This window comes from Kitasatospora dryopteridis, from assembly GCF_050749075.1.
Lineage (GTDB): Bacteria > Actinomycetota > Actinomycetes > Streptomycetales > Streptomycetaceae > Kitasatospora.
Genome location: NZ_CP192749.1, coordinates 6,344,699 through 6,368,034, shown reverse-complemented (window position 1 = coordinate 6,368,034; position 23,336 = coordinate 6,344,699). Strand labels below are relative to the sequence as shown.

Below are 23,336 nucleotides of genomic sequence, written 5' to 3'. Positions count from 1 at the left end.
GGTCCGGTCGCCGCGCGCAGCCGCCGAACGGGCGCTTCCGGCCGACCACTTGACGTGATCATTCAACTGCATAGAGTGATATCGGGGCCGATGGTGCGGCGGCACGCCGTGCTCAGCGGTAGACCCGCACGTAATCCACCGCCGTGGTGAGCGGTTCGTCGCCGGACGGTCCGGGGTGGTACTTCCCGGCGCCCACCGAGAGGTTGAGGATCAGATACGCCGTCCAGCGCCGCCCGACCCCACGGCCGTCCGACCAGACGCGCTCGCCGTTGACGTACCACTCGACGGAGTTGACGCCGTACCGGGTACCGATGGTCACCCACTGCCCGGGGGCGACGGCCTCCGGGTCGGAGTAGTACTTCCCGCCGCGGCGGACGTGGTTGGTGAGCTCCAGCAGGTGCGGGTTGTCGGGGTGGTACTCGAAGCTGTCCACCTCGCTGCCGCCGTTGCGCCAGGTCCACAGGGCGGGCCAAGCGCCGCTGCCCTCCGGGAGTTGGACGCGGGTCTCGACGTAGTCGCCGGCGTGCACCCGGAATCCCTCGCCCGAGCCCTCGGTGGTGAGCAGGCCGGTCTCCCAGGCCCGGCGGCCGCTCTCCAGCGTCCGCCCGGAGGGCTTCGCGGTGAAGACCGCCGCGCCGTCGGCGGCCTGGACGGCGGCGGGGTCGAGCCAGTCGAGCTTGTTGTCGTCCGGGTTGTGGTCGCCGTAGCGGTAGGCGCTGCTCCGGTCGCCGACCCACTTCGAGCCCCAGGCTATCGAGCCGTCGAACTCGTCGGACCACGCCAACGAGCCGTGCGGGACGGGGTTGTCGGGATCGGTCGGGGTCGTCGGCCCCGGCACCGTGGGGCCGGTCGGGGCCGCGGCGACCGTCAGCGTCTGCTGGGCGAGGTCGTGCCAGACGTTGGCGTAGTCCTGCCAGTAGCCGAAGGCGGTGTAGGAGCCGGCCGGCAGCGTGCGCGCCGCGGTGGTGATCGTGACACCGCCCGGGCAGATCCGGACGTTGGTCGCCGCACCGGGGAAATCCAGGTTGTGCCCGGCCTCGTCGCGCACGGCGACACCGACGGTCCGTGCGGTGATGCAGACCATGGAGTGCACGGTGAGCTGCGCACTCGCAGCGGTTCCCTCGGTCATCTCGGTGGGGGCGAGCCTGTCCTGGGTGACGAGCCGGACGGCCTCGGCGCGGCCGGCGAGCGGCAGCGCGAGCAGCACCGCCGCGGCCGCCGCCGCTCCAAGGCGGGCCGGTCTGATGGAAAAGCGCATGGTGTTGTCCTTGAAGACGCTTACGAAGAGGCCGACTTCGGATTTCGGGCAGGGCCGGGCAGCCGCATTCCGCGGCTCGGCCCCGGCCGACGCACAAACGATGCAGGGCACGTCGGCGACCGACTCGGCTCCCCCGTTACCCGTCCAGAATCCGTGTGCTCGAGTGCTCGCGGTCGACTGGACGGGACTCGGCGTGCCGGCCGCGAGGTCCGCAGGGGGCGAACATCGATTGGAGAATAAGCACACGGTTCGAAAGCGGACAACCGCTGATTGATCACCATCTGTTGATGTGTGAAGGATTGAAGAACACATCAACACAAAGCCCAACCTTGCTACTGACCATGGGAGTTGCGCGAATCCGAGGTCCATTCGAGTGCAATTACCGGCGCGCCGCGATTGTCGATGCCGATCCACACTGAGTAGCCATGAGGTCCAGACCACTTGCCGTGGCCCGCAGGCCTCCGGGCGGCCGACGGATTCCGCCTCCGGCGACAGATGCGGAGTCGGTGACCGATTGGGCGTCAAGTTCCCCGATCTGCCGGAGCATTGATGCCGGTGCGACGACTCCCTGCGGAGCGGGGCCCGGGCGAAGGCGGCACCACGGCAGGGACATTCGGGTCGGAGCGCATTCGACGGAGGCCCAACTCCCTTTCCGCACGGAGAGATGCACAGGTCAGGACCGATCAGGCCCGAGTGCTCCGCCGGCGGGCGGGCGGGCTCGCCCCTTCTGGCGTGTCGCCGGGCCTGCGCCGCGTGCGGTGGGGGCGCGCCGGCCGATCGCCGGGCCCGTGCCGCTGCTGCGGCGGGGCACCGGGGGATGCGGGTGAACCTCCCGCAGTGTCCTCTATCGGTGGAGTCCGGGCCGTTCACCGGGCGGCGCGACCGGCGCAGAACCGGGGTGTCCTCGGTCGCAGTGGGCCGTGCACAGTGGGGAACGATCACTGCGTCCGCTAGGTTGAAGGGGTGCGGCCGCCCCGGCCGCACCCACCCGCCGAGATTCCGAGGAACCGCCCAGATGACCGCGCCTCTGCCGGGTTTCGCCGGCCACACCTACCTCTTCCAGGTCGACAACGGCGCCGCCTTCCGCAACTCGTACTCCGCCGACGGCAAGCGGCTGCGCTGGGAGGGCCTCGGCGAGTCCGCCGGCCAGTTCGAGGACGTGTCGCTGCACGTCGCGCAGGTCGGCGAGCAGCTCTGGTTCGTGAGCTGGACGGAGCAGAGCGGCATCACCGTCAGCCATGTGATGGACCTCGCCGCGCTGACCGTCCGGGTCTTCTGGACGTACGAGGGCGAGGGCGGCCGGGTCGGCGAGCTGCACACCGGCACCCTGGAGCAGCTCAGCTGACCGACGGGCCTGCGGGCCGCCCGCCGGGCCGGACCCCGGCCGCCGCGCCGGGTCAGGCCGCGGCGGTCAGGTGCTGCGAGAGCCACTCGAGCGAGGGCGGCAGCAGCTGCGACCAGGTGCGGAAGTTGTGGCCGCCCTGCGGGACCCAGGCGGTGTTGGCGGTCATCGGCGCCTTCACCGCCTTCTGGAACGCCTCGGTGCCCGGCTTGTAACCGCCGTCGCCGGCCTGCGGGCCGGCCAGCAGCACAGAGATCTTCGGCTGCGGCAGATTGTTGAGCCGCCACATCAGGTCGGCCTCGTTGCGGCGCTGCTGGCTGCCCTTGAAGAGGTCGCCGGTGGTCGCGTCCTCCGCCGCCTTGTAGTAACCGGACAGTGCGACGGCGGTGGGGAACACCTCGGGGTGCCGCATCGCCATCTTCACCGCGCAGTACCCGCCGGTGGAGTTGCCCACCACGCCCCAGCCCGCGGCGGCCGCCGACACCCGGTAGCTCGCCGAGATCACCTTCGGCACGTCCTTGGTGAAGTAGGTCTCGGACTGCGCCCCGCCGGGGATGTCCTCGCACTCGGTGTCGGCCGGCATGGCGGGCGAGGGCCGCATCAGCACCAGGACGGTCGGCTGCATCTTGCCCGCCTGCATCAACTGGAGCGCGGCGGAGGGGTAGTTCAGCCGGGTGATGAGGTTCTTGGCGTCGCCGGGGAAGCCGGTCATCACGACCGCCGCCGGGAAGTGCTTCTGGGCGTGGGCCGGCTGGAAGTACTGCGGGGGCAGGTAGACGTACGCGTCGGTGCTCAGCCCGGAGTGCGATCCGGTGATCCGCACCGCGTGGATCTCCCCGGTCTGCTCGGGGCCGCCGGTGCCGCCCTGTACCGGCTCCTTGCCCAGCAGGTGGGCCTTCACCACGGGCGGGGCGGCGGCCGGCAGGCCGTCCACCGCGGCCTGGACGCTGACCGGGCCGGGGTCGCCGGTGCCGAGCAGGTCGTCCCAGCTGCTGTAGAAGGCGAAGTAGTTGTTGGCCGCCAGGCCGATCGCGCAGAGCACGGCGATCTGGGTGGTCAGCAGTGCGCCGATCCGGCCGAGCACCGCCTGCCAGGACGGCCGGGCCAGCCGGGGCCACCAGACGACCGTCGCCGCCAGCAGCAGGAGCGCGACGGAGATCGCGATCACCAAGACCGTCGTGCTGGTCAGCCCCATGCTTCCGCCACTCCCCGAGTTCCTGCGTGCGCCACGGCACGGGCCCGCCCCGCGACCGCCGTGTGGCCCCCGGCTGAACGCACGCCGAACGGGGGGCATCCGGTTCCACCGGGGACCGGCCGGTTCCCGCAGACCGTCCCGTGGCCCGCTCCCGCCGACCGACAAGTATGCACGTCCCGGCGGGCCTCCCCGTCCGCCGGGTGGGTGGCGGTGACTCAGCTCACCCTGCCGTGTCGTCCGCCGCGGAGCGCTGACGGACGGCCGGTTCGCACTGGCGGGGCGTCAGCGCAGCGGCACCACGGCGACCGGGCAGTAGGCGTGGTGCAGCACGGCGTGCACCGCGGTGCCGAGCCGCAGGCCGAAGTGCGGGGCCGGCTGCCGGCGCGAGACCACCAGCATGGCGGCCTGCCGGGAGGCCTCGACCAGGGTGCCCGCGGTGGCACCGCCGACCTGCCGGGCCTCGAAGGAGACGTCCGGGAACTCCTCGCGGACCGGGTCGCAGACGCGGTGCAGCAACTGCTCGTGCAGCCGGGCCTCCTCGCCGAGCTCGTCCACCATCGGCGCCATGTGGCCCACGTCGGCGACCACCGGCGACCAGGTGTGCAGGGCGCGCACCGGCAGCCCGGTGAGCTCGCCGGTGCGCAGCGCGAACCGCAGCGTCCCGGTGTCGCGTTCGTCGCGGATCGCGACCAGCACGTGGCTGCCGACGTGCTCGGTGCCGCGGACGACGACCACCGGGCACACCGAGTGGGCGGCGACCCGCAGGCTGACCGAGCCCAGCAGCAGCGAGGCGAATCCGCCGTGGCCGCGGGTGCCGACGACGGCCAGCTCGGCGTGCTCGGCCGCGGTGAGCACGGCCTCGGCCGCGTCCCGGGGGACGACGTCCCCGGTCAGCCGCAGGGCGGGGTACGAGGCGCGGACCTTGCCGAGCGCCTCGTCCAGGGTGCCCTCGGCGTCGCGCAGGATGAGGTCGGTGACGGCCGAGCTGGCGCGCGGGGAGAGCGTCACCGTGCCCGTGTTGACCGCGTGCACCAGGTGCAGCGCACAGCCGCGGCGGACGGCCTCGTGCGCGGCCCATTCGGCGGCGGCCGCGGCATGTGCGGAACCGTCGACGCCGACGACCACACCTGCGGGGGATCTGCTGTTCATCTTCGGCTCCCGGGGTGCACCCGCCCGCACCGGTGCGACGCGCCGGGGGACGGACGGGCCTCACGTACCAGGATGCTCCTCCCCCGCCCGGGCGGCACGGCCCCCGCGGGGCACCGGCGGTCGCCTCAGCGCTTCTCGGCGAGCAGGCCGAACTCCGGACGGGAGAGGTGCAGTACTTGGTAGGCCGTCCGGTGGCCCTCGGCGGGCTCCTCGGGCGGAGTGTCCTGCCAGAGGGCGAAGTGGACGAGCTCCCAGCGGGCCGGGTCCAGGGCGACGGCGGCGCTGTGCAGCCCGGGGGCGTCCCCGAGGGCGGCCACGGCGCGGGCGGTCTCCTCGCCGGGGTCGGTGCCGGGCGGGACGGTCCGGACGGTGCGGGTGGCGAACCGGGGCACGGCGTCCGCGGCGGGCCCGGTGCGGAGGCCGGCACCGATCCAGTGCCGTACCTCCGGGCGGCCGAAGTCGGCGCTCAGCCCGCGGAAGCCGGGGCCGGTCAGGAAGTCGGCCATACCGGCGGCCGTCCGCCACAGGTAGAACGGGGCGTAGGCGTTGACCGGGGAGCCGAGGCTGCCGCGTTCACGGACGAGGAAGGCCTTGAACCCCAAGCCCGGGAAGTCGTCCGTCAGATGGCCCTTGGCCGCCACCCGCCGGTGGACGATCCCCATGTCGTAGTCGGCGGGCAGGACTATCTCGTACTGCATGGCCTGCATCGGCTCACTCCTCCGGACGTCGGGGTCGAACACGCGCTGTCGGGCACCGCACCGCGGGCGCCCAGGCCCTAGACGGGCCGCAGGAGGGCGAGGGCTCCGCGGACGGCCTGGTGGAAGGGTTCGGGATCGCCGGCGGCGCGGGCGAGGACGTAACCGCCCTGGACGACGGCGACGACGGCAGCGGCGGTGTCGGCCGGGTCGGTGCCCGGGGCGAGTTCGCCGGCGGCCTGCCCCTCGGCGACGATCCCGGCGATCCGGCCGCGCAGCCAGGCGAAGGTCTCCTCGACGGGGGCCCGCAGCTGCGGATCGGCGACGACCTCCGGGTCCTGGGCCATCCGTCCGATCCGGCAGCCGCGCAGCACCTCGCGTTCGCGCTCGAGGTAGCCGGCGATCCGCTCGTAGGCGGTGCCGGGGGCGGAGAGCCGCTCCTCGGCGAGGGCGCGCAGCTCCTCGGCGCTGCGCTGCAGGGCTGCGGCGGCGAGGCCGGGCTTGCCGGCGAAGTGGTGGTACATGCTGCCCTGGCCTGCGCCGCTGCGCTGCTGGATGGCGCGCGGGCTGGTGCCGACGTACCCGCGCTCCCAGAGGAGCTCCTGGGTGCTCTCGATCAGGCGGTCCTGGGTGCTCATGCACCGACTGTACATACCAGTAGGTACAATCGTCCATCCGGCAAAAGCCTCGGGAGCCGCCCCCGGGCGGGGACGGCTCCCGACGGATCGCACGGGACGACGGCCGGTCAGGCCGGGACGCGCTCCGGCTCGGCGGCGGGCTGCGGGTCGCGGGCGGCGCCCGGCACCGGCATCCGGCGGGCGAGCGGGGCGGGCAGCCACCAGTTGAGGCGGCCGAGCAGGGTCATCGTGGCGGGCACCAGCACCAGCCGGACGATCGTCGCGTCGATCAGCACCGCGACGGCCATGCCGACGCCCATCATCTTCACGGTGATGTCCGGGTCGATCGCGAAGCCGGTGAACACCGCGACCATGATGGCGGCCGCGCTGCTGATCACCCGCCCGGTCGCGGACAGGCCCCGCACCACGGAGCCCTTGGCGTCGCCGGTGGCCAGCCAGTCCTCCCGGACGCGGTCCAGCAGGAAGACCTCGTAGTCCATGGACAGGCCGAACAGCACGGTGAACATCAGGATCGGCACCCAGCTGGAGACCGGAACCTCGTGCGGCAGCCCCAGCGCCCGGGCGCCGGTGTCCGACTGGAAGACCGCGGTCATCACGCCGTACGCGGCGGCCACCGAGAGCAGGTTCATCGCCGCGGCCTTGACCGCGATCACCGGCGCCCGGAAGAGCACGGTCAGCAGGATCAGCGACATCGCGACGACCACCGGCACCACGACCCACAGCCGGGAGGCCAGCCGGTCGGAGATGTCGGAGAAGGCGGCGACGGTGCCGGTGACCTCGGCGCCGGCCGGCAGGACGTCCTCGCGGACGTCCTTCAGCAGGCGGGCGGTGCGCTCGTCCTGCGGCCCGGTGGCGGGGGTGACGCTCACGATCGCGGCGTCCCCGGCCCGGTTGACCAGCGGCGGGCTGACGGCCGCGACGCCGGGCTGCCCCTTCAGGCTGTCCACCAGCGGCGGCAGCTTCTCCTGCGGGAGCTTCTTCAGGTCGACGGCTATCAGCAGCGGGCCGTTGGCGCCGGGCCCGAAGGCGTCCGCGGTGAGGTCGTACGCCTTGCGGGTGGTGCTGGAGGCGGCCTGGCTGCCGGCGTCCTGCGGCCAGGTGCGCATGTGCAGCATCGGTGCGGCCAGCGCCAGCAGGACCACCAGCGAACCGAGGGCCGCGACCACCGGCCGACGGCCGATCAGTGCGGCCCAGCGCTCGGTGCGGGTCGGGCCGTTCCCGGCCTTCAGCTTCGGGTTGCGGCGCTCGGCGCGGCGCAGCAGGCGGTTCCCGGCGAGCGAGCAGAGCGCCGGGACGAGGGTCAGCGCGGCCAGCATCACGGCGCCGACGACGGCGAAGGTGGCGTAGCCGAAGGAGGAGTAGGTGGGCAGCCCGGCGAGCCGCAGGCCGAACAGGGCGACCAGCACGGTGGAGCCGGCCACCACGACGGAGGCGCCGGCGGTGGCGGTGGCCTCGGCGGCGGCCTGCTGCTTCGTCAGTCCCTTGCGCAGGCCCTCGACGTGGCGGCTGACCAGCAGCAGGGCGTAGTCGATGCCGACCCCGAGGCCGACCATGGAGGCGACGGTCGGGGCGGTGGGGCTGATGTCGGTGACGGCGGCCATCAGGGTGGTGAGCGCGGTGCCGAGGCCGAGGCCGGCGAGTGCGACGACCAGCGGCAGGCCGGCGGAGACCAGGGTGCCGAGGGCGATCACCAGGATCACCAGTGCGGCGCCCATGCCGATCATCTCGGCGGTGCCGTCGGGTGCGGTGAAGTTCTCCGGCAGCTGGCCGCCGAACTCGACCTGCAGTCCGGCCTGTTCGGTGGGGCGACCGGCCCCGCGGAGGGCGTCGAGGCCCTCGGATCCCTTGAATTCGGTGACGGGGGCCGAGTAGTCGACGGCCAGCAGGGCCGTGTCGCCCTTGGCGGAGAGCTGCGGCGGGGCCACCGCGGTGACCCTGGGCAGGGCGGCGAGGCGGGCGCGGAGTCCGTCCAGCTCTGCGGCGGGCACCGGCTTGCCGTGCCGGTCGTGGACGACGACCCGGGCGTTGGCCCCGGACATCTCGGGGAAGCGGTCCTTCAGCAGGTCGGCGCCGGCGGTGGAGCGGGTGCCGGGCACCCGGTAGTCGTCGCGCGGGGTGCCGCCGAACGCGGCGGCCAGGCCGAGGGCGAGGGCCAGCAGCAGCACCCAGCCGAGGACGGTGCGCCAGGGGCGGGCGGCGGCTGCGCCGCCGAGGCGGCCGAGCAGGGTTGACATGGTCGGGGCCTTTCGGCAGTCCGGTGGTCGTTACCCGTTCAGCCTGCGGGGTGCTGCTTGGAGCCCACTTGGTGCCGGGCGACGGCCTCCTCGTCCGGCACCGCGGGAAGGCCGTGCAGGGCGGCCAGCGCCTCCGCCTCCCAGTGCGGGGACTCCCAGCGGCGGGCCACCTCGGCGGCGTACGCGAAGTGCTCCTCGGCCTCCCTGGTCCGGCCGAGCATCCGGGCCAGTTCGCCCAGCACCAGGGCGATCGGGCGCAGCGCGATGGAGGTGGAGGCCGCCCCGGCCACCAGGCTGCGCAGCGGCAGGAGTTCGTCGATCAGCTCGGCCGCCTCGGCGCGCTCGTCCAGGGCGACCACCGCGGCCGCCCGTACGGCCAGGAAGAACGAGCGGAAGTAGTCGGGCTCGACGGGCCGCCGGCGGGCCCGCACGGCACGGGCCTCGTCCGTCCGGCCGAGGAGGGCGAGGGCGAGGGCCTCAACGTCGACGCCGAGCGGGCCGTACGCGGCGGACAGCGCGCGCAGCCGCGGCAGTTCGGCGGCGATCCGGCCCTCCTGCATGGCGATGGTCAGCTCGGCGAGCGCGCCGAAGCCCTCGGCGTGCACGGAGGCGCGGGCACGCAGGCCGGCGACCGCCTGCCGGTACAGTCCGGCGGCCTCCGCGGTGCGGCCGGCGGCGAGTTCGAGCATGCCGTGGTGGCACAGGCCGATGTCGGCGAGTTCGCTGAGCCCGTAGCGCTCGGCGATGCCGGCGGCGGACGCGATGTGGCGGCGGAGTGCCGGCAGATCGGCGGCGACGGCGGCCGCCGTGGCGTGCAGCTGCTCGGCGTACCAGCGGTAGGCGGGCAGGTCGTGGCGGCGGGCGAGGTCGGAGAGCTCGTCGGCGATCACCGCCCGGCGGGGGGCGTCGAGTTCGTGGTCGCAGATCCGGGCGACGGCGGCGAGGGCCAGTGCCAGCAGCCGGGGGTCGTCCTCGGCGCGGGCGATGGCGATGGCCTCGTCGGCCGCGGCGGTGCCGACCGGCTCCCCGGTGCAGTTGCACTCGTGGATGAGGGCGTCCAGCAGGCGGCAGCGGACGGCGGGGGCCAGGTCGGTGCGGCGCAGCAGCCGCTGCAGGGTCTCCACGGCCTGTTCGTCGTAGGTGCCGTAGGGGTGGGTGACCCAGGGGGTGGGCTCGGTCCAGGCCGTCCAGGCCTCGATCAGCAGGTCCTCCCGGCCGGTCTCCTCGGCGAGGGCGACGGCCCGGCCGCGGGTGGCGGCGGCGGCGGCAATGGCGCCGCCACGGACCTGGGCCCGCAGCAGGGCACCGAGCAGGGCGATCCGGCGGGCGGGCCGGTCGTCGCCGCCGTCCGGGACGCGGTCGAGGTTGTCCAGGGCCTGCTGCAGCAGGCCGGCGCAGGTCTGGTGGGCGTAGCGGCGTTCGGCGGCCTCGGCGGCGCGGACGCAGGCGTCGACGGCACGCTCGGCGGTGGCGGAGGAGGCCGCGCTCGTCCAGTGGTGGGCGAGGGCGGCGAGGCGGTCGGGGCGCAGTGCGCACAGCGCCTCCGCGAACCGGCCGTGCAGCCGGGCCCGGCGCAGGCCGCTGAGGTCGCCGTAGAGGGTGTCGCGGACCAGGGCGTGCGCGAACCGGACGGTGCCGGGGCGGGGTTCGGTGAGCAGGCCGCCGACGACGGCGGCCTCCAGCGCCTCCAGCAGCTCCTCCTCGTCGTCGCCGGAGGCGTGCACCAGCAGTTCGACCTCGGTCTCCCGGCCGGCCACCGAGGCCAGCCGGAGCGCCTCCACGGTGGCGGGCGGCAGCCGGTCGAAGCGGCGCCGCAGCACGTCCCGGACGCCCTGCGGCACCTCCTGGAGGGCGACCAGGGCGCCCTCCCCGGCCAGCAGGTGGGCGCTCTCCACCAGGTAGAAGGGGTTGCCGCCGGTGCGCTCGGCGAGGGCGCGGACGGTCTCCGCGTCGACCGGGGTGTCGCAGACCGCGCCGATCAGGGTGCCGGCCTCGGCCTCGTCCAGGCCGCCGAGCGCGATCCGGTACGGCGAGCGGCGGGCGAAGGTGCCGAGCAGGTCGGTGAGCCGGCCCTCCCCCGGGCGGTGCGCGCACACCAGCAGCAGCCGCTCGGGGCCGTGCACGGCGGCGAGTTCGGCGGCCAGCGCGCGGGTCTCCTGGTCGGCGGCGTGCAGGTCGTCGAGGATCACCGCGACCGGCGCCTGCTCGGTGGCGGCCTCCAGCCAGCGGGCGACCGCCCGGTGCAGCCGGAAGCGGCCGGTCAGCGCGTCCCGGCGGCGGGTGGGGTCGTCCTCGCCCAACAGCGGGGCGAGTTCGGCCCTGGTGACGGTGTTCGGCGGGTGCTGCCCGGCGAGTTCGCGCAGCGCCTCCGTCCACGCCCAGGCGGGCGGGGCACCCTCCGTCTCCGGGCAGCGGCCGGTGGCCACCAGCCAGCCGCTGCGCCGCAGTTCACTGCCGAGGCGGGCGAGCAGGGTGGACTTCCCGGCGCCGGCCTCGCCGGAGACCAGCACCACCGACCGGCCGCCGGGGGCGGTGGCGGCCGTCGCGGCCTCGCGCAGCGTGCGCTGCTCGGCCTCCCGGCCGACGAACGGCGGGTCCTGCGGGCCGTTGCCGCACCGCGGACCGGCCGGGCGGGACGGCGGCAGGTCGGCGGCCGGGAGCGGCACGCCGAGCAGGTCCGTCTGCTGCCGGAGGATGGCGGACTCCAGCTCGGCGAGGGCCGGCCCCGGGTCGAGGCCGAGTTCGGCGGTCAGCACGGTACGGGCACGGCGCAGCGCGTCCAGGGCCTCGGCCTGCCCGCCGGCGCCCCACAGGGCCCGGGCGAGCAGCCGCCAGCCCTCCTCGCGCAGCGGGTGCTCCTCGGTCAGGGCGAGCGCGGCCGCCGCGGCGTCGCCGGCGCGCCCCTCCTCCAGTGCCGCCACCACGGCGGACTCCTGTGCGGCGACCCGCAGTTCGCCGAGGCGGGCGATCTCGGCGGCGGCCCAGGGCTCGTCGGCGAACTCCGCGAAGGCGCTGCCGCGCCAGAGCGCCAGCGCCTCGTCGAACAGCCGGGAGACGGGGTGCCCGAGATCCTTCGCGGCCCGCTCGGCGAACGGCTGGAGCCCGCGGGCGTCCCGCAGCCGCATCTCGAAGTCCCAGGCGTCCACGCCGGAGGCGGGCAGCGCCAGGGCATAGCCGGGGGCGCGGCTGAGCAGCAGCCGGGCGGGTTCGCGGGGGCCGCGTTCGGGCTCGAGGATGCGGCGCAGATTGGACACGTACGCCTGCAGCGAGACGGCGGCCTTGGCAGGCGGCCTCCCCTGCCACAGGTCGTCGATCAGCCGGTCCACCGGGACGACCGCGCCGCGGGCCACCAGCAGCCGGGCGAGCACACCGCGCTGCCGCGGGCCGCCGAGGCCGATCCCAGCCCCCGCCACCTGCGCCGTCAGCGTGCCCAGCACCGATATCCGCACCATCGTGCAACGAGCGTAAGCGATGGCCGAGTGCCCGTTCCAAGCGGACTCCCTGCCGGTTCCAAGCCGGCTCCAAGTCCCCCGGACAGGTCGAACACGCACGGGGCAGGGGACGCGCACCACCGGGCTGCGGGCCGACCCCGTAGGGGCGCCCCCGGCCTTCGCACTGGGCCCGCGCCCCTGGGGGTCGTCTCTCAGCTGCGCAGGAGGACGGCCGAGAGGGGGACGAAGCCGCCCTCGGTGCCGGTGGTGTCGGGGCCGGCGGTGCGGCGGAGCATGGCGAGGGCGATCCGTTCGCCCTGCGCCTTGGCGCGGTCGGCGGTCGGGCCGGTGTGAAGGCCGTCGACGGCGGCCTGCCAGAGCTGGACCCAGCGGCCGAAGTGGGCGGCCGTGAGCGGGCTCCGCCGGTGCAGGCCGAGGTGCGGGGCGAAGGCGTTCCGGCGGTACTCACCGGTCCGCAGCAGGGCGCTCTCCCAGAAGTCGGTGATGTGCGGGAGGTGGGCCTCGAGGTCGAGCCGGGCGATCCCGGTGAAGTAGGGGCCGATCAGCGGGTCGGCGAAGGCAGCTTCGTAGAAGCGCCGCAGCAGCCGTTCGAGGTCGGCGCGGTCGGTGATGTCGGGGTGCGGCACCGGCGGGCTCCTCTCGGTACGGGCCCTGCGGGCCGTTGCGGCCAGGCTACGCGGCGGCCTACCGGTCCGGCAGGGCCGTTGGTCCCGGGCGCGGGCGGGCCACCTGGCAGGATGCCGACATGACCTATCTCCCCTCGGACGACCGCTACGCGTCCATGACCTACCGGCGGGCGGGCCGCAGCGGTGTGCAGCTGCCCGCCGTCTCGCTCGGCCTGTGGCACAACTTCGGCGACTCGCAGCCGCTGGAGGTGCAGCGCGCGGTGCTGCGCCGGGCCTTCGACCGCGGTGTCACCCACTTCGACCTGGCGAACAACTACGGCCCGCCGTACGGCAGTGCCGAGCGCAACTTCGGCTACCTGTTCGCGCAGGACTTCAGGCCGTACCGGGACGAGTTGTTCATCGCGTCCAAGGCGGGCTACGACATGTGGCCGGGCCCGTACGGCGACGGCGGCTCGCGCAAGTACCTGCTGTCCAGCCTGGACCAGTCCCTCGGCCGGATGGGCCTGGACTACGTCGACGTCTTCTACTCGCACCGCTACGACCCCACGACTCCGCTGGAGGAGACGATGGGGGCGCTGGACCACGCGGTGCGCTCGGGCAGGGCGCTGTACGCGGCGATCTCCAACTACCCGGCCGAGCAGCACCGGGAGGCGGTGGAGATCCTCCGCGGCATGGGCACGCCGGTGCTGATGAACCAGATCAGCTACTCGATCCTCAACCGCACCCCGGAGGACGGGCTGCTGGACGCGATCGGCGAGACGCAGACCAGCATGATCGCCTTCTCCCCGCTGGCCCAGGGCCTGCTGACCGACCGCTACCTGTCCGGCAGCGTGCCGGCCGGTTCGCGGATGTCGGTCGGCCACTTCCTGCGGGAGGAGGCGCTGACCGAGCAGAAGCTGGACCAGCTGCGGGCGCTGAACAAGGTCGCCGAGCAGCGCGGCCAGACCCTCGCCCAGCTGGCACTGTCGTGGGTGCTGCGGGACGAGCGGGTGGTCTCGGTGATCATCGGTGCGTCCAGTGTCGCCCAGCTCGACCAGAACCTCGACGCGCTGAAGGGCGGCCCGCTGACCGCCGAGGAGCTCGCCGAGATCGACCGGCTCAGCCGCTGAGCCCGGTGGCCCGACCGGCCTGCGCCGTCGGTCGTGCCGGAGGCCGGGGCAGGACGCGTGCTGCGTCCTGCCCCGGCCGTTCCGTTGCGGGCCCGCTCAGACGGCGGGCGCGTACTTGTAGCCGACCCGGCGGACGGTGACGATGCTGTCGCGGTGCGCCGTGCCGAGCTTGCGCCGCAGCCGCGCGACGTGGACGTCGACGGTGCGGCCGTCCCCGACGTGGCCGTAGCCCCAGACCGCGGAGACCAGGTGGTCGCGGGTGTGCACCCGGTGGGGGTGCTCGGTGAGGTGGGCCAGCAGCTCGAACTCCAGGTAGGTGAGGTCGAGCAGGACGCCGTCGACGTGGGCGGTGCGCCGGTCGGTGTCGACGCTGATGCCGTGCGCGGTGGGCTGCGCCGCCGGGCGCGGCTCCTCGGCCGCGGCGGCGGGTGCCTGCTCGGGCACCAGCAGCAGGTAGCCGACCAGGGGCCGGCCGGCCGGGTCGCCGAGCTGTCCGCCGTACTGGGCGAGCAGGCCCTGCGGCAGGGCGGACTGCGGCAGCGCGACGACGGTGGCGCCCTCGGGCAGCCCGGCGGGAAGCGCGGGGACGGCGGGTCGGCGCTCCGTCTGCTGCGGTGCGGGAGCGGGCCGCTGAGCGGTCGTCGGGTGCGGGGTGGCGGTGGTGCTCGGGTACCAGCGCTCGGTGCCGCCGGGGACGGCGGCGACGGAGCGGACGGCACGCAGGTGCGGCGTGGCGGCGGTGACGGTACGGGTCGCCGTGGAGGTGGAGGTCATGGTGGGCTCTCTTCGCGCGGGACGGATTCGGGTGGTCGTCGTCTGCGCGTCGTGCCGGGCGCCGGTGCGCTCCTGACGGTCGGTCAGAGTGCGGTGGCGGGGCTGGACGCGCGCTTCGCGGTCCGACAGGTCTGGTCGAAGAGGTGCGGTTGGCGGGACGGCCAGAAGGGCTCGAGATCGCGACGGTTCGGGTCCACGGGTGGTTCTCCGGTGTGCACAGGGCGGAACGCGCCGGCCGCCGGCGGGGGACGGTCGGGCGGAGCGGGGGTGGCGACGGGAACGGCCAGGTCGGGCGGGGCCGGTGGGGGTCCGTCAGCGACAGCAGGCGCTGCAGACCAGCGCCTGGTCGATGTGGCGGCGCGCGGTGAGCGCCGGCACGGCGGGGGCGGGCGGCACGACTCTGCGGAACGCGTGTGCGGTCACCGGTGCTGCCTCCTCCCCTGGGCACGGCGCCGGGTGGCGCAGCGTGCGACAGTGCGAGCTTTCCACGCCCGATCGGCCGAGGGCAACCCCGGCCACCCCCGCGTCCCGGCATCCGGGACAACCCCCGTCCCAGCATCCGGACAGGCCCGCGGACAGCCGCCCGGAGGGCCGGTCGACGGGCCCCGTGCGGGCGTTCCGGGCGCAGGACGAGCCCTACGGCCCGTCAGCCGCGGCCGGCCGGTTCCCCGGTGGTGCCGGCCACGCCGGCGGCGTGCTCGACCAGGCGGATCAGCAGTTCCTTGCCGTCCTCGCGGCGGCGCGCGTCGCAGAGCAGCACCGGCACACCGGGGTCGAGGTCCAGGGCGGCCCGCACGTCGTCGGGCGCGTACACCTCGGTGCCCTCGAAGCAGTTGACGGCGACCACGAAGGGGATGCGGCGCTGCTCGAAGAAGTCCACCGACGGGAAGGAGTCGGCGAGCCGCCGGGTGTCGGCGAGCACGATGGCGCCCAGTGCGCCCTGGGCGAGCTCGTCCCAGACGAACCAGAAGCGGTCCTGGCCGGGGGTGCCGAAGAGGTAGAGGGCGAGGCCGGGCTTCAGGTCGATCCGGCCGAAGTCCATGGCGACGGTGGTGCTGCGCTTGGCCTCGACGCCGGCGGTGTCGTCGACCGGGCGGCCGCGCTCGCTCAGCAGTTCCTCGGTGCGCAGCGGGCGGATCTCGCTGACCGCGCCGACCAGGGTGGTCTTGCCCGCGCCGAAGCCGCCGGCGACCAGGATCTTCAGGGCGACGGAGGACCACAGGGCGGAGCGCGCGTCCGCCGGGGTGTCAGAGTGCACGGAGGCCATTGATCACGTCTCGCAGGAGTTGCTCGTCGGGTCGCTGGGCGAGCGGGACGGGCCGGGTGACGGTGATCAGCCCGGCGTCGTTGAGGTCGCCGAGCAGCACCCGGACGATGCTGACCGGCAGGTCGCTGTAGGAGCCCAGCTCGGCGACGCTCAGCGGTTCGTCGCGGCAGAGCGCCAGCAGGGCGTGGTGGGTGGCGTCGAGGGCGGGCTCCTGCTCGGCCCGCCCCTCGGCGTCCACGGCGCGGACCAGGGAGATGAGGTCGAACAGGCCCTCGTCGACGGGCCTGGCGGCCCGTCCCCTGGTCATCGAGAACAGCCGCACCACCGGCCCCGCGTCGTCGTCGAACCACCGGTCCTCCGCGGGGTTCCGCGGCGCGAACAGGTCGATCTCCGGCTCGGTCTCGTAGGGGTCGTCGTACGGGTCCTCGTACGCGTCCTGCGGTGCGTCGTCCTCGTCGGCCATCCGTTCGCTCATCTCTCCTGCGGGGCGGATTCGGTCCGGGGCTCGGCGGCCAGGTGCTCGCCCACCCGCTTGACCAGCAGGGCCATCTCGTACGCGATCTGACCGACGTCGGACTCGGCGTCGCTCAGCACGGCCAGGCAGCTGCCGTCGCCGGCCGCGGTGATGAAGAGGAAGGCCTCGTCGAGCTCGACCATGGTCTGGCGGACGCCGCCGACCCGGAAGTGCCGGCCGGCGCCCTTGGCCAGGCTGTGGAAACCGGAGGCGACGGCCGCCAGGTGCTCGGCGTCCTCGCGGGCCAGGCCGCTGGAGACGCCGGTCGCCAGACCGTCGCCGGACAGGATCACCGCATGCCTCAGGGTCGCGACGCGGCCCACCAGGTCGTCCAGGAGCCAGTTCAGGTCTCCGGACGGCTGTGTCGTTGCGGTCATTGTTCGGTTCCTTCCGCTGGGGCGGGTGGTGCGGGTGGTACGGGTTTTCCTTGGCGTACGGGGTACAGCTGGGGCCGCGGGCGCGCGGCCGGCAGAGCAGGTGGGACGGGTGCAGAGGGTAGCGCCACCCGGGGCTGTACGGGACCCCCCATCGGCCGCGCCACGCCGGGCGGCGGCTCGGGCGTGTCGGGGAGGTCCGGCACGACGGTCAGCGACGCAGGCTGGAGGCGGTCCCCTCGGCCGCGCGCGAAGCCGCGCTGGAAGGACGCGAACGCGGCGCGCGCCTCCTCCGGCGACCGCTCGCGGACGGGATCGGCGGCCGGCCGGTCGCCGTCCTCGCGGAGCTGCGGCGCCAGGCTGGCCTGCCGCACGCGCCGGGGCAGCAGCCCGCCGGCGACCTGCTCGGCGGCGGCGGGCGCCGCGGCGGGCCGGCCGGGGTCGGCCGCTGCGCCGGGCGCGGGGGCCGCGGCGGCGGGCTGCTCGGGCGGCTCCTGCTCGACGGGGCCGTCGGTGCGGCGGTGCCGGCCGGTGCCGGCGGCGTCCGGGTCCGGGACGAGGGCCGGGCCGCCGGAGCGGCGGCGGGGCAGCCCGCCGGGGGTGGAGGGCTGCTCGACGGCCGAGGGGCGCGGGCCGCCGCCGATCCGCGGGGCGCTGCGGGCCCGGCTGCTCTTCACCGCGGGCGCAGCGGCCTGCTGCGCGGCGGCGGGCACCGGGGCGGGGCGGCCGGACTCGGCGGCCGGTCGGCCGGAGAACTGGTCGGCCATCACCTCGTTGGCGTCGGCCAGCAGCTCGCGCGGTATCAGCACCACGGCGGTGCTGCCGCCGTACGGCGAGGGCCGCATGTGGACCCGGATGCCGTGCCGGCGGGCCAGCCGGCTGACCACGAACAGGCCTAGCCGGTCGGTGTCCGCGAGGTCGAACTCCTGCTCCACCGCGAGGCGCTGGTTGATCTCCTCCAGCGCGTGCTCGCTCAGGCCGAGGCCGCGGTCGTCGATCTCCAGGCAGAAGCCGTGCGCGACGACCTCGCCCTGCACCGTGACCTGGGTGTGCGGCGGGGAGAAGACCGTGGCGTTCTCGATGAGTTCGGCGACCAGGTGGGTGACGTCGGCGACCGCGCTGCCGAGCAGTCCGGTGCCGGGGAACGGGCGGACGATCACCCGGGCGTAGTCCTCGACCTCGCCGACCGAGGCCCGCACCACGTCGACCATCCGGACGGGCTTGCGCCAGGCGCGGCCGGGCGAGCCTCCGGAGAGGATAATCAGGCCCTCGGAGTGCCGCCGCATGCGGGTGGTCAGGTGGTCGAGGCGGAAGAGGTCCTCCAGCTCCGCCGGGTTCTCGGTGCGGCGCTCCATCGCGTCCAGCAGGGTCAGCTGGCGGTGCAGCAGCACCTGGCTGCGGCGGGCGAGGTTGACGAAGACGGCGGAGACTCCGCGGCGCAGCTCGGCCTGCTCGACCACGGCCTCGACGGCGACCACCTGGACGTCGTGGAAGGCCCGGCCGACCTGGCCGATCTCGGCGGGGCCGAACTCCAGCTCCGGGGTCTCGGCGGCGACGTCCACCGTCTCTCCGCGGCGCAGCCGGACCATCATCTGCGGCAGCCGGGTGCCGGACAGCTCCTGGGCGGCGTTGCGCAGGGCGATCAGCTCACGGACGTGGCTGCGGCCGATCCGGTAGGAGATGAGCACCGACAGCACGACGGCGATCAGGCCGATGGCGCCGGCGACGGCGCCGCGGACGATCTGGTTGAGCGCGTAGGAGGAGGCGCGCTCGCCGATCCGGTCGGCGAGGCGGGTGTTCAGGTCGGCGAAGGAGGCGAGCACCGGGGTGGCGGCCTCGCGCCACGGGTCCTTCGGGTTGGCGCGGATGGTCGCCGGGCGGTTGACCGCGGAGTCGAAGTTGGCCTCGGCGGCGGCGAGCGCCATCCAGGAGTCGGAGCTGCGCAGGTCCGCGTAGTCGCGCTGGTCGATGAGGTCGAGCTCGCCGGCGTAGACGCTGAACAGCGCCTGCTGGGAGTGCATGTTGTCCAGGGCTATCTGGATCATCTCGGGGCCCGGCTGGTCGGTCAGCCGGAGCGCCTGCATCGCGGCGACCTCGCAGGCGAGGTACTCGCGGGCGCGGACGAGCTCGGTGAGCAGCGTGGACTGGCGGGGCAGCTGGCCGCTCTGCCGGGCGGCGAAGGAGGACCGGAACGGGAAGACCGTCTCGACCAGGTCGGAGTAGGCGAGCAGTTCGTGGTCCCAGCCGACGACCTCGCGGCCGGCCTGGCCGCGGATGGCGGGGAGCTGGTCGGCGGCGGTGAGGATGTCCTGGTACTTGACGCGCTGCTGGGCGTCGAGCCGGTCGGTGGCCTTGGTGTCGGTGAGGTAGCGGAGCTCGCGCAGGCTGTGGTCGGTGGCGGCCTGGGCGTGCTCGTACGCGTCCTTGTTGGCCTGGGAGGAGGGGTCGGCGAGGCGCAGGACGGCGGTGCGCCGCTCCTCCTGGAGGTCGAGGGTGTAGCGGTCGACCGGCTTGACCAGGTCCTTGAAGGTGCTGCTGACGTCGAACTGGCTGCGGACGTCGCCGGTGGTGACGAGGGTCGCATAGACCCAGAGCCCGGTGAGGGCCACGATGGGCACCATGAGCAGCGCGATGATCTTCGCGCGGATCGAGCTGCTGCGCAGACGCATGGAGTCCTCGGTCGGGATGGAGCCAGGCGCGGACAGGGGGTGCGGTCGGGCGGGCGGTGAGCCTCCCGGGTCAGGCAGAACCGTCCCGGAGGGGGCCCGGGCCGTTGGAATCTGCGTGAGCCTACACCGCGCTGACCACCCGTTCGAAGGGCCACACGGGTCCCCGACCGAGGCTGTCCGAATGATCCGGTATTGCCCCTCTGGCGAACGCTCTCCACTGTCACCGGGAACGACACGCCGTGCCGATCGCGGCGCGGCGGACGCCGCCTCTGGGCAGCGCCCCCGGCGATCCGGTAGCTTCGCCACCGATCCGTCCGCCGGCCGGGCAGGCCGACCGCGCGGGAGACACGGGGATCGGGGGCAGTGTGCGCGAGGTCAGCAGCCCCGCCCTGTCCGAACCGGCCGCCGGCGGGCTCGCGGACTCGGTGTTCGACACGGCGGAGCAGAATCCGGGGCTGATCCAGCTCTCCCGGCGCACAAGCGGGGTCTGGCAGCCGGTGACCGCCCTCCAGTTCCGCGACGAGGTGCTCGCCCTGGCCAAGGGCCTGCTCACCCGGGGCGTGCGGTACGGCGACCGGGTCGCCGTCATGTCGGGCACCTGTTACGAGTGGACGCTCTTCGACTACGCGCTCTGGGCGATCGGCGCGATCCCGGTGCCGGTCTACCCGACGTCGGCGCCCGAGCAGGTCCGCTGGATCCTCGCCGAGACGCAGGCGGTGGCCTGCGTGGTGGAGCACGAGGACCACGCGATGACGGTGGGCGCGGTGTGCGACGCGCTGCCCGAGCTCACCGGCATCTGGCAGCTGGACGGGGACTGCGTCGCCGCGCTGATCGAGGACGGGCGCGGTGTGCCCGACGCGCTGGTGCACCGGCAGCGGCTGGGCGTGACCGCGGAGTCGATCGCCACCGTCATCTACACCTCCGGCACGACCGGCCGCCCGAAGGGCTGCCTGCTGACGCACGGCAACTTCGCCGGCGAGGCGGACGCGCTGCTGGACGGCTGGGGCGAGATCTTCCGGGACACCGGCGGAGTGCCGCCGGCCACCCTGCTGTTCCTGCCGCTGGCGCACGTCTACGGGCGGATGGTGCAGGTGGCGGCCGTCCGCGGCGGCATCCGGATCGGCCACCACGGCCAGCTGACCACCGACAGCCTGCTGCCGGCCCTGGAGTCCTTCCGGCCGACCTTCCTGCACGCGGTGCCGTACGTCTTCGAGAAGATCTACCAGCGGGCCAGGGAGCGGGCCGAGGAGGCCGGCAAGGTCGAGCTGTTCGACCAGGCGGCGCAGACCGCGGTCGAGTGGGCCTCCGCCCGGGAGCGGAAGGCGCTCGGGCACGGCCCCGGACCCGGCCCTGCGCTGCGGGTGCGCCACGCGGCGTACGACCGGCTGGTCTACCAGCGGCTGCGGGCGGTGCTCGGCGGCCGGGTGCGCAATGTGATGTCGGGCGGCTCCACCCTGGGCCGGGAGCTCGGCCTGTTCTTCGCCGGCGCCGGCATGACGGTGTACGAGGGGTACGGGCTGACCGAGACCACGGCCGCGGTGACGGCCAATCCGCCGGGCCGGCCGAAGTTCGGCACGGTGGGCCGGCCGGTGCCGGGGGCGTCGGTGGCGATCGCCGACGACGGCGAGGTGTGGGTACGCGGCGAGACGGTCTTCTCCGGCTACCTCAACCACCCGCAGTGCACCGAGGCCGCGCTGGTGCAGGGCTGGCTCGCCACCGGGGACATCGGCGAGCTCGACCGGGACGGCTACCTCACCATCACCGGCCGCAAGAAGGAACTGATCGTCACCAGCAGCGGCAAGAACCTCGCCCCCGGCGCCCTCGAGGAGCGGGTGCGGTCCCACCCGCTGGTCGCCCAGTGCCTGGTGGTGGGCGACAACCGGCCGTACGTGGCCGCGCTGATCACCCTGGACGGGCAGGCGCTGGCGCACTGGCTGAAGCTGCGCGGCCGGGAGCAGCTGGACGTGTGGGGGGCGCTGGCCGACACCGACCTGCACGGGGAGATCCAGCGGGCGGTGGCCGCCGCCAACACGGCCGTCTCGCGCGCCGAGTCGATCCGCGCGTTCCGGCTGCTGCCGAAGGAGTTCAGTACGGAGGAGGGGCTGCTGACGCCCTCGCTGAAGATGCGCCGCGGCGCCATCCTGGAGTACTACGCCGAGGACATCGAGGAGCTGTACGCCCCCTGACGGTCCGCCGCGGGTGCGGCGGACCGCCGGGCCGGGCGTCAGGCCGCGGCGCTGAACGAGGGCAGGTAGCCGCCGGACTGGCCCGCCTTGTTGGGGTGGTAGCTGTCGTCCACCGGCAGGGTGGTGCTGTTGAGCCACTGGGTGAGCGAGCCGCAGATCTCGTGCTCGGTGAAGATGCCGCGGACGTCCTTGAAGGTGAAGCCCGCGTCGGCCGCGCGCTTGGCGATGACCGAGTCGAGGGTGTCCGCGGCGCCGTTGATGGCGGCGCGCTTGGTGTCGCCGATCCCGAAGACGCAGTTGCCGCCGATCTTGTAGAGGTGCGGGTAGCCGAGCACCACGACGTGCGCGTTGGGGGCCTTGCTGCGGATCGCCGAGTACACCGCGTCGAGCTTGCCGGGCAGCGTGTTGGTGGCGTACGCCTTCGCGGTGTTCACCGCGCTCAGGCAGGCGCTCTCGGAGTTGAGCACACAGGTCTGCATCGTGCTGGCAAAGCCGGCGTCGTTCCCGCCGATGGTGATGCTGACCAGAGTGGTGGTGGAACTCAGCGCGGAAACCTGGTTGTTGAGGACGTCCCCGGTCTTCGCCCCGGAACACGCCACGAAGGAGAACGAGGTGGGGGCGTTGGCGTTCTTCCAGAGGTACGGGTAGGCGTTGGTGCTCCGCTTGCAGCTGCCGCTGTCGCTGGTGTAGCTGCCGGCCCCGACGCCTGCGGAGTAGGAGTCGCCCAGGGCGACGTACCGGGCTCCGGCGGCCGACGCGTCGGTGGCCGCGAAGAGGGTGGACAGGGAGAGCGCGAGCGCCGTGGCCGCGACGGGCAGGACTCTGGTGCGAGGCATGGGGGAACCTCCGGGTGGGGGGGTGAATGCGATCCGAAAGTGGGGGTGACGCGGATCACACTGTTGTGATATCAGGCAGTAGCCTCGCCGGATAGTGCCCATGCCAAAGTTGTTGACGGCGTGTCGGATGTGACACCGTCACGCCGCCCGGGTGTCACCGAAAATCAGGAAGAAGTGCTTTTCCTGGAAAATGATTGACGTTTCGTCAAAGAATCCTGGGAGTTCACCGGAAGAGCGCGCAGCCCCCGAGCGGGAGCTCCTCGATGGTCTCGTTCGCCGCCGCCGGCACCCCCAGGTGCAGCACCGCCGCGGCCACCGCCGCACGCGCCTGCCGGACGCCCTGCGCGCCCCAGCCGAGCAGTTCCACCGCCAGCCCCGGCGCGACCAGCAGCCGCCGGTAGTGCCGGCCCGAGGCCGGGTCGGGCTGCGAGGGGCCGACCCGGTGCAGCGCCGCCGTCATCCGCACCCGCGCGCACTCGTGCCCGCCGTTGGCCGACCCCACCCGGTCGTAGAGGTAGCCCAGGTACCAGGGGCGGCCGATCACGGCCTGCGCCTCCTCGCCGGCCTCCCGGGCGAGCGCGGCGGCCGGGTCCCCGTCGTCCTCGGGCTCCAGCGAGCCGCCCGGCAGGCTGACGATGCCGTCCTTCGGGTTGACCAGGGTGAGCACCCGCCCGTCCGGGGCGAACAGCCACCCCCAGGACTGCTTGACCGGCAGCCCGGCGGGCACCTCCTCGCCCGGCCGCCACGGCCAGCCCGCGATCGGCCGACGCCGGACCTTCCCGAGCAGGTCGGCGATCTCCGCGCTGTACTCGATGCGGTTCACGCGTGTCCCCTCCGCTCCCGGGCCGCCGGCCCGCCGGTCGGCGGCCGGGGAGCGGGCGCGGCGGGCCGCCGCCCGCTCCGACTGTTGATCTTCCCCGAACATCCGGTCGATGAACAGTCCTGGCCGCCGCCCGGGGCACGCCCGCAACCCCGCCGCACCCGGGCCGTGACACTGTCCCGTCACGCACCGTCCCGC

General features: G+C 74.2%; 18 protein-coding genes. 3 read left to right on the top strand and 15 right to left on the bottom strand.

The window, feature by feature from the left end; all coding sequences use genetic code 11:
• Window positions 1-112 precede the first annotated feature (112 nt).
• Complete coding sequence (locus ACQ614_RS28680; RefSeq protein WP_431681707.1) at window positions 113-1,258, bottom strand: glycoside hydrolase family 16 protein; 1,146 nt, start codon at window positions 1,256-1,258, stop codon at window positions 113-115.
• Between the two features lie 1,015 nt (window positions 1,259-2,273).
• Here ACQ614_RS28680 and ACQ614_RS28675 point away from each other — a divergent pair.
• Entirely contained in the window at window positions 2,274-2,603 is a 330-nt protein-coding gene (locus ACQ614_RS28675; RefSeq protein WP_363488890.1) for a MoaF-related domain-containing protein, read from the top strand.
• A gap of 52 nt (window positions 2,604-2,655) precedes the next feature.
• Here ACQ614_RS28675 and ACQ614_RS28670 read toward each other — a convergent pair whose 3' ends face one another.
• The 7 genes from ACQ614_RS28670 to ACQ614_RS28640 all read right to left on the bottom strand — a co-directional run bounded on the left by ACQ614_RS28670 (window position 2,656) and on the right by ACQ614_RS28640 (window position 12,589).
• Window positions 2,656-3,795, bottom strand: a complete 1,140-nt coding sequence (locus tag ACQ614_RS28670; protein ID WP_431681706.1) for an alpha/beta hydrolase — start codon at window positions 3,793-3,795, stop codon at window positions 2,656-2,658.
• Window positions 3,796-4,077: 282 nt separating this feature from the next.
• Window positions 4,078-4,944: a universal stress protein gene (locus tag ACQ614_RS28665; RefSeq protein ID WP_431681705.1), complete on the bottom strand. Its 867-nt coding sequence runs from the start codon at window positions 4,942-4,944 to the stop codon at window positions 4,078-4,080.
• A gap of 125 nt (window positions 4,945-5,069) precedes the next feature.
• On the bottom strand, window positions 5,070-5,651 hold the full coding sequence (locus ACQ614_RS28660; RefSeq protein WP_431681704.1) for a DUF4865 family protein: 582 nt from the start codon (window positions 5,649-5,651) through the stop codon (window positions 5,070-5,072).
• Window positions 5,652-5,719: 68 nt separating this feature from the next.
• On the bottom strand, window positions 5,720-6,277 hold the full coding sequence (locus tag ACQ614_RS28655) for a TetR/AcrR family transcriptional regulator (protein WP_431681703.1): 558 nt from the start codon (window positions 6,275-6,277) through the stop codon (window positions 5,720-5,722).
• A 107-nt stretch (window positions 6,278-6,384) separates the two neighbouring features.
• Entirely contained in the window at window positions 6,385-8,511 is a 2,127-nt protein-coding gene (locus tag ACQ614_RS28650; protein ID WP_431681702.1) for an MMPL family transporter, read from the bottom strand.
• Window positions 8,512-8,549: 38 nt separating this feature from the next.
• Window positions 8,550-11,963, bottom strand: a complete 3,414-nt coding sequence (locus ACQ614_RS28645; protein WP_431681701.1) for a BTAD domain-containing putative transcriptional regulator — start codon at window positions 11,961-11,963, stop codon at window positions 8,550-8,552.
• A 191-nt stretch (window positions 11,964-12,154) separates the two neighbouring features.
• Window positions 12,155-12,589 (bottom strand): group III truncated hemoglobin, encoded by a 435-nt coding sequence (locus ACQ614_RS28640; RefSeq protein WP_431681699.1) that lies wholly within the window; start codon window positions 12,587-12,589, stop codon window positions 12,155-12,157.
• Between the two features lie 119 nt (window positions 12,590-12,708).
• On the opposite strand from ACQ614_RS28640, the gene ACQ614_RS28635 reads away from it, so the two are divergent.
• A complete protein-coding gene (locus ACQ614_RS28635) occupies window positions 12,709-13,698 on the top strand; it encodes an aldo/keto reductase (RefSeq protein WP_431681698.1) in 990 nt (329 codons plus the stop codon).
• Window positions 13,699-13,794: 96 nt separating this feature from the next.
• On the opposite strand, the gene ACQ614_RS28630 is transcribed toward ACQ614_RS28635, so the two are convergent.
• The 5 genes from ACQ614_RS28630 to ACQ614_RS28610 all read right to left on the bottom strand — a co-directional run bounded on the left by ACQ614_RS28630 (window position 13,795) and on the right by ACQ614_RS28610 (window position 19,296).
• Entirely contained in the window at window positions 13,795-14,472 is a 678-nt protein-coding gene (locus ACQ614_RS28630) for a winged helix-turn-helix domain-containing protein (RefSeq protein ID WP_431681697.1), read from the bottom strand.
• A gap of 646 nt (window positions 14,473-15,118) precedes the next feature.
• Window positions 15,119-15,739, bottom strand: coding sequence for a GTP-binding protein (locus ACQ614_RS28625; RefSeq protein ID WP_431681696.1), 621 nt, complete (start codon window positions 15,737-15,739; stop codon window positions 15,119-15,121).
• The gene (locus ACQ614_RS28620; RefSeq protein WP_363488540.1) at window positions 15,720-16,214 is read right to left on the bottom strand and encodes a DUF742 domain-containing protein; all 495 of its coding nucleotides are present in this window, start codon (window positions 16,212-16,214) and stop codon (window positions 15,720-15,722) included. The genes ACQ614_RS28625 and ACQ614_RS28620 overlap by 20 nt, the downstream gene beginning before the upstream one ends.
• Entirely contained in the window at window positions 16,211-16,630 is a 420-nt protein-coding gene (locus tag ACQ614_RS28615) for a roadblock/LC7 domain-containing protein (protein ID WP_363488538.1), read from the bottom strand. The genes ACQ614_RS28620 and ACQ614_RS28615 overlap by 4 nt, the downstream gene beginning before the upstream one ends.
• The gene (locus ACQ614_RS28610) at window positions 16,627-19,296 is read right to left on the bottom strand and encodes a sensor histidine kinase (protein WP_431681694.1); all 2,670 of its coding nucleotides are present in this window, start codon (window positions 19,294-19,296) and stop codon (window positions 16,627-16,629) included. The genes ACQ614_RS28615 and ACQ614_RS28610 overlap by 4 nt, the downstream gene beginning before the upstream one ends.
• Window positions 19,297-19,661: 365 nt before the next feature.
• Here ACQ614_RS28610 and ACQ614_RS28605 point away from each other — a divergent pair, with 365 nt between their 5' ends.
• On the top strand, window positions 19,662-21,482 hold the full coding sequence (locus ACQ614_RS28605; RefSeq protein WP_431681693.1) for an AMP-dependent synthetase/ligase: 1,821 nt from the start codon (window positions 19,662-19,664) through the stop codon (window positions 21,480-21,482).
• Window positions 21,483-21,520: 38 nt separating this feature from the next.
• Here the strand turns inward: ACQ614_RS28605 and ACQ614_RS28600 are convergent, their stop codons facing one another.
• Window positions 21,521-22,318, bottom strand: coding sequence for an SGNH/GDSL hydrolase family protein (locus tag ACQ614_RS28600; protein ID WP_431681691.1), 798 nt, complete (start codon window positions 22,316-22,318; stop codon window positions 21,521-21,523).
• Window positions 22,319-22,541: 223 nt separating this feature from the next.
• The gene (locus ACQ614_RS28595) at window positions 22,542-23,141 is read right to left on the bottom strand and encodes a hypothetical protein (protein WP_431681689.1); all 600 of its coding nucleotides are present in this window, start codon (window positions 23,139-23,141) and stop codon (window positions 22,542-22,544) included.
• Between the last annotated feature and the right edge of the window lie 195 nt (window positions 23,142-23,336).

Bases quoted from the DNA above. Each gene is read 5' to 3' on its own strand.
- ACQ614_RS28630 (WP_431681697.1), bottom strand. From the start codon at position 14,472: ATGACCTCCACCTCCACGGCGACCCGTACCGTCACCGCCGCCACGCCG.
- ACQ614_RS28615 (WP_363488538.1), bottom strand. From the start codon at position 16,630: ATGACCGCAACGACACAGCCGTCCGGAGACCTGAACTGGCTCCTGGAC.
- ACQ614_RS28660 (WP_431681704.1), bottom strand. From the start codon at position 5,651: ATGCAGGCCATGCAGTACGAGATAGTCCTGCCCGCCGACTACGACATG.
- ACQ614_RS28600 (WP_431681691.1), bottom strand. From the start codon at position 22,318: ATGCCTCGCACCAGAGTCCTGCCCGTCGCGGCCACGGCGCTCGCGCTC.
- ACQ614_RS28675 (WP_363488890.1), top strand. From the start codon at position 2,274: ATGACCGCGCCTCTGCCGGGTTTCGCCGGCCACACCTACCTCTTCCAG.
- ACQ614_RS28635 (WP_431681698.1), top strand. From the start codon at position 12,709: ATGACCTATCTCCCCTCGGACGACCGCTACGCGTCCATGACCTACCGG.
- ACQ614_RS28625 (WP_431681696.1), bottom strand. From the start codon at position 15,739: ATGGCCTCCGTGCACTCTGACACCCCGGCGGACGCGCGCTCCGCCCTG.
- ACQ614_RS28665 (WP_431681705.1), bottom strand. From the start codon at position 4,944: ATGAACAGCAGATCCCCCGCAGGTGTGGTCGTCGGCGTCGACGGTTCC.
- ACQ614_RS28670 (WP_431681706.1), bottom strand. From the start codon at position 3,795: ATGGGGCTGACCAGCACGACGGTCTTGGTGATCGCGATCTCCGTCGCG.
- ACQ614_RS28680 (WP_431681707.1), bottom strand. From the start codon at position 1,258: ATGCGCTTTTCCATCAGACCGGCCCGCCTTGGAGCGGCGGCGGCCGCG.
- ACQ614_RS28650 (WP_431681702.1), bottom strand. From the start codon at position 8,511: ATGTCAACCCTGCTCGGCCGCCTCGGCGGCGCAGCCGCCGCCCGCCCC.
- ACQ614_RS28655 (WP_431681703.1), bottom strand. From the start codon at position 6,277: ATGAGCACCCAGGACCGCCTGATCGAGAGCACCCAGGAGCTCCTCTGG.
- ACQ614_RS28645 (WP_431681701.1), bottom strand. From the start codon at position 11,963: ATGGTGCGGATATCGGTGCTGGGCACGCTGACGGCGCAGGTGGCGGGG.
- ACQ614_RS28610 (WP_431681694.1), bottom strand. From the start codon at position 19,296: ATGCGTCTGCGCAGCAGCTCGATCCGCGCGAAGATCATCGCGCTGCTC.
- ACQ614_RS28620 (WP_363488540.1), bottom strand. From the start codon at position 16,214: ATGAGCGAACGGATGGCCGACGAGGACGACGCACCGCAGGACGCGTAC.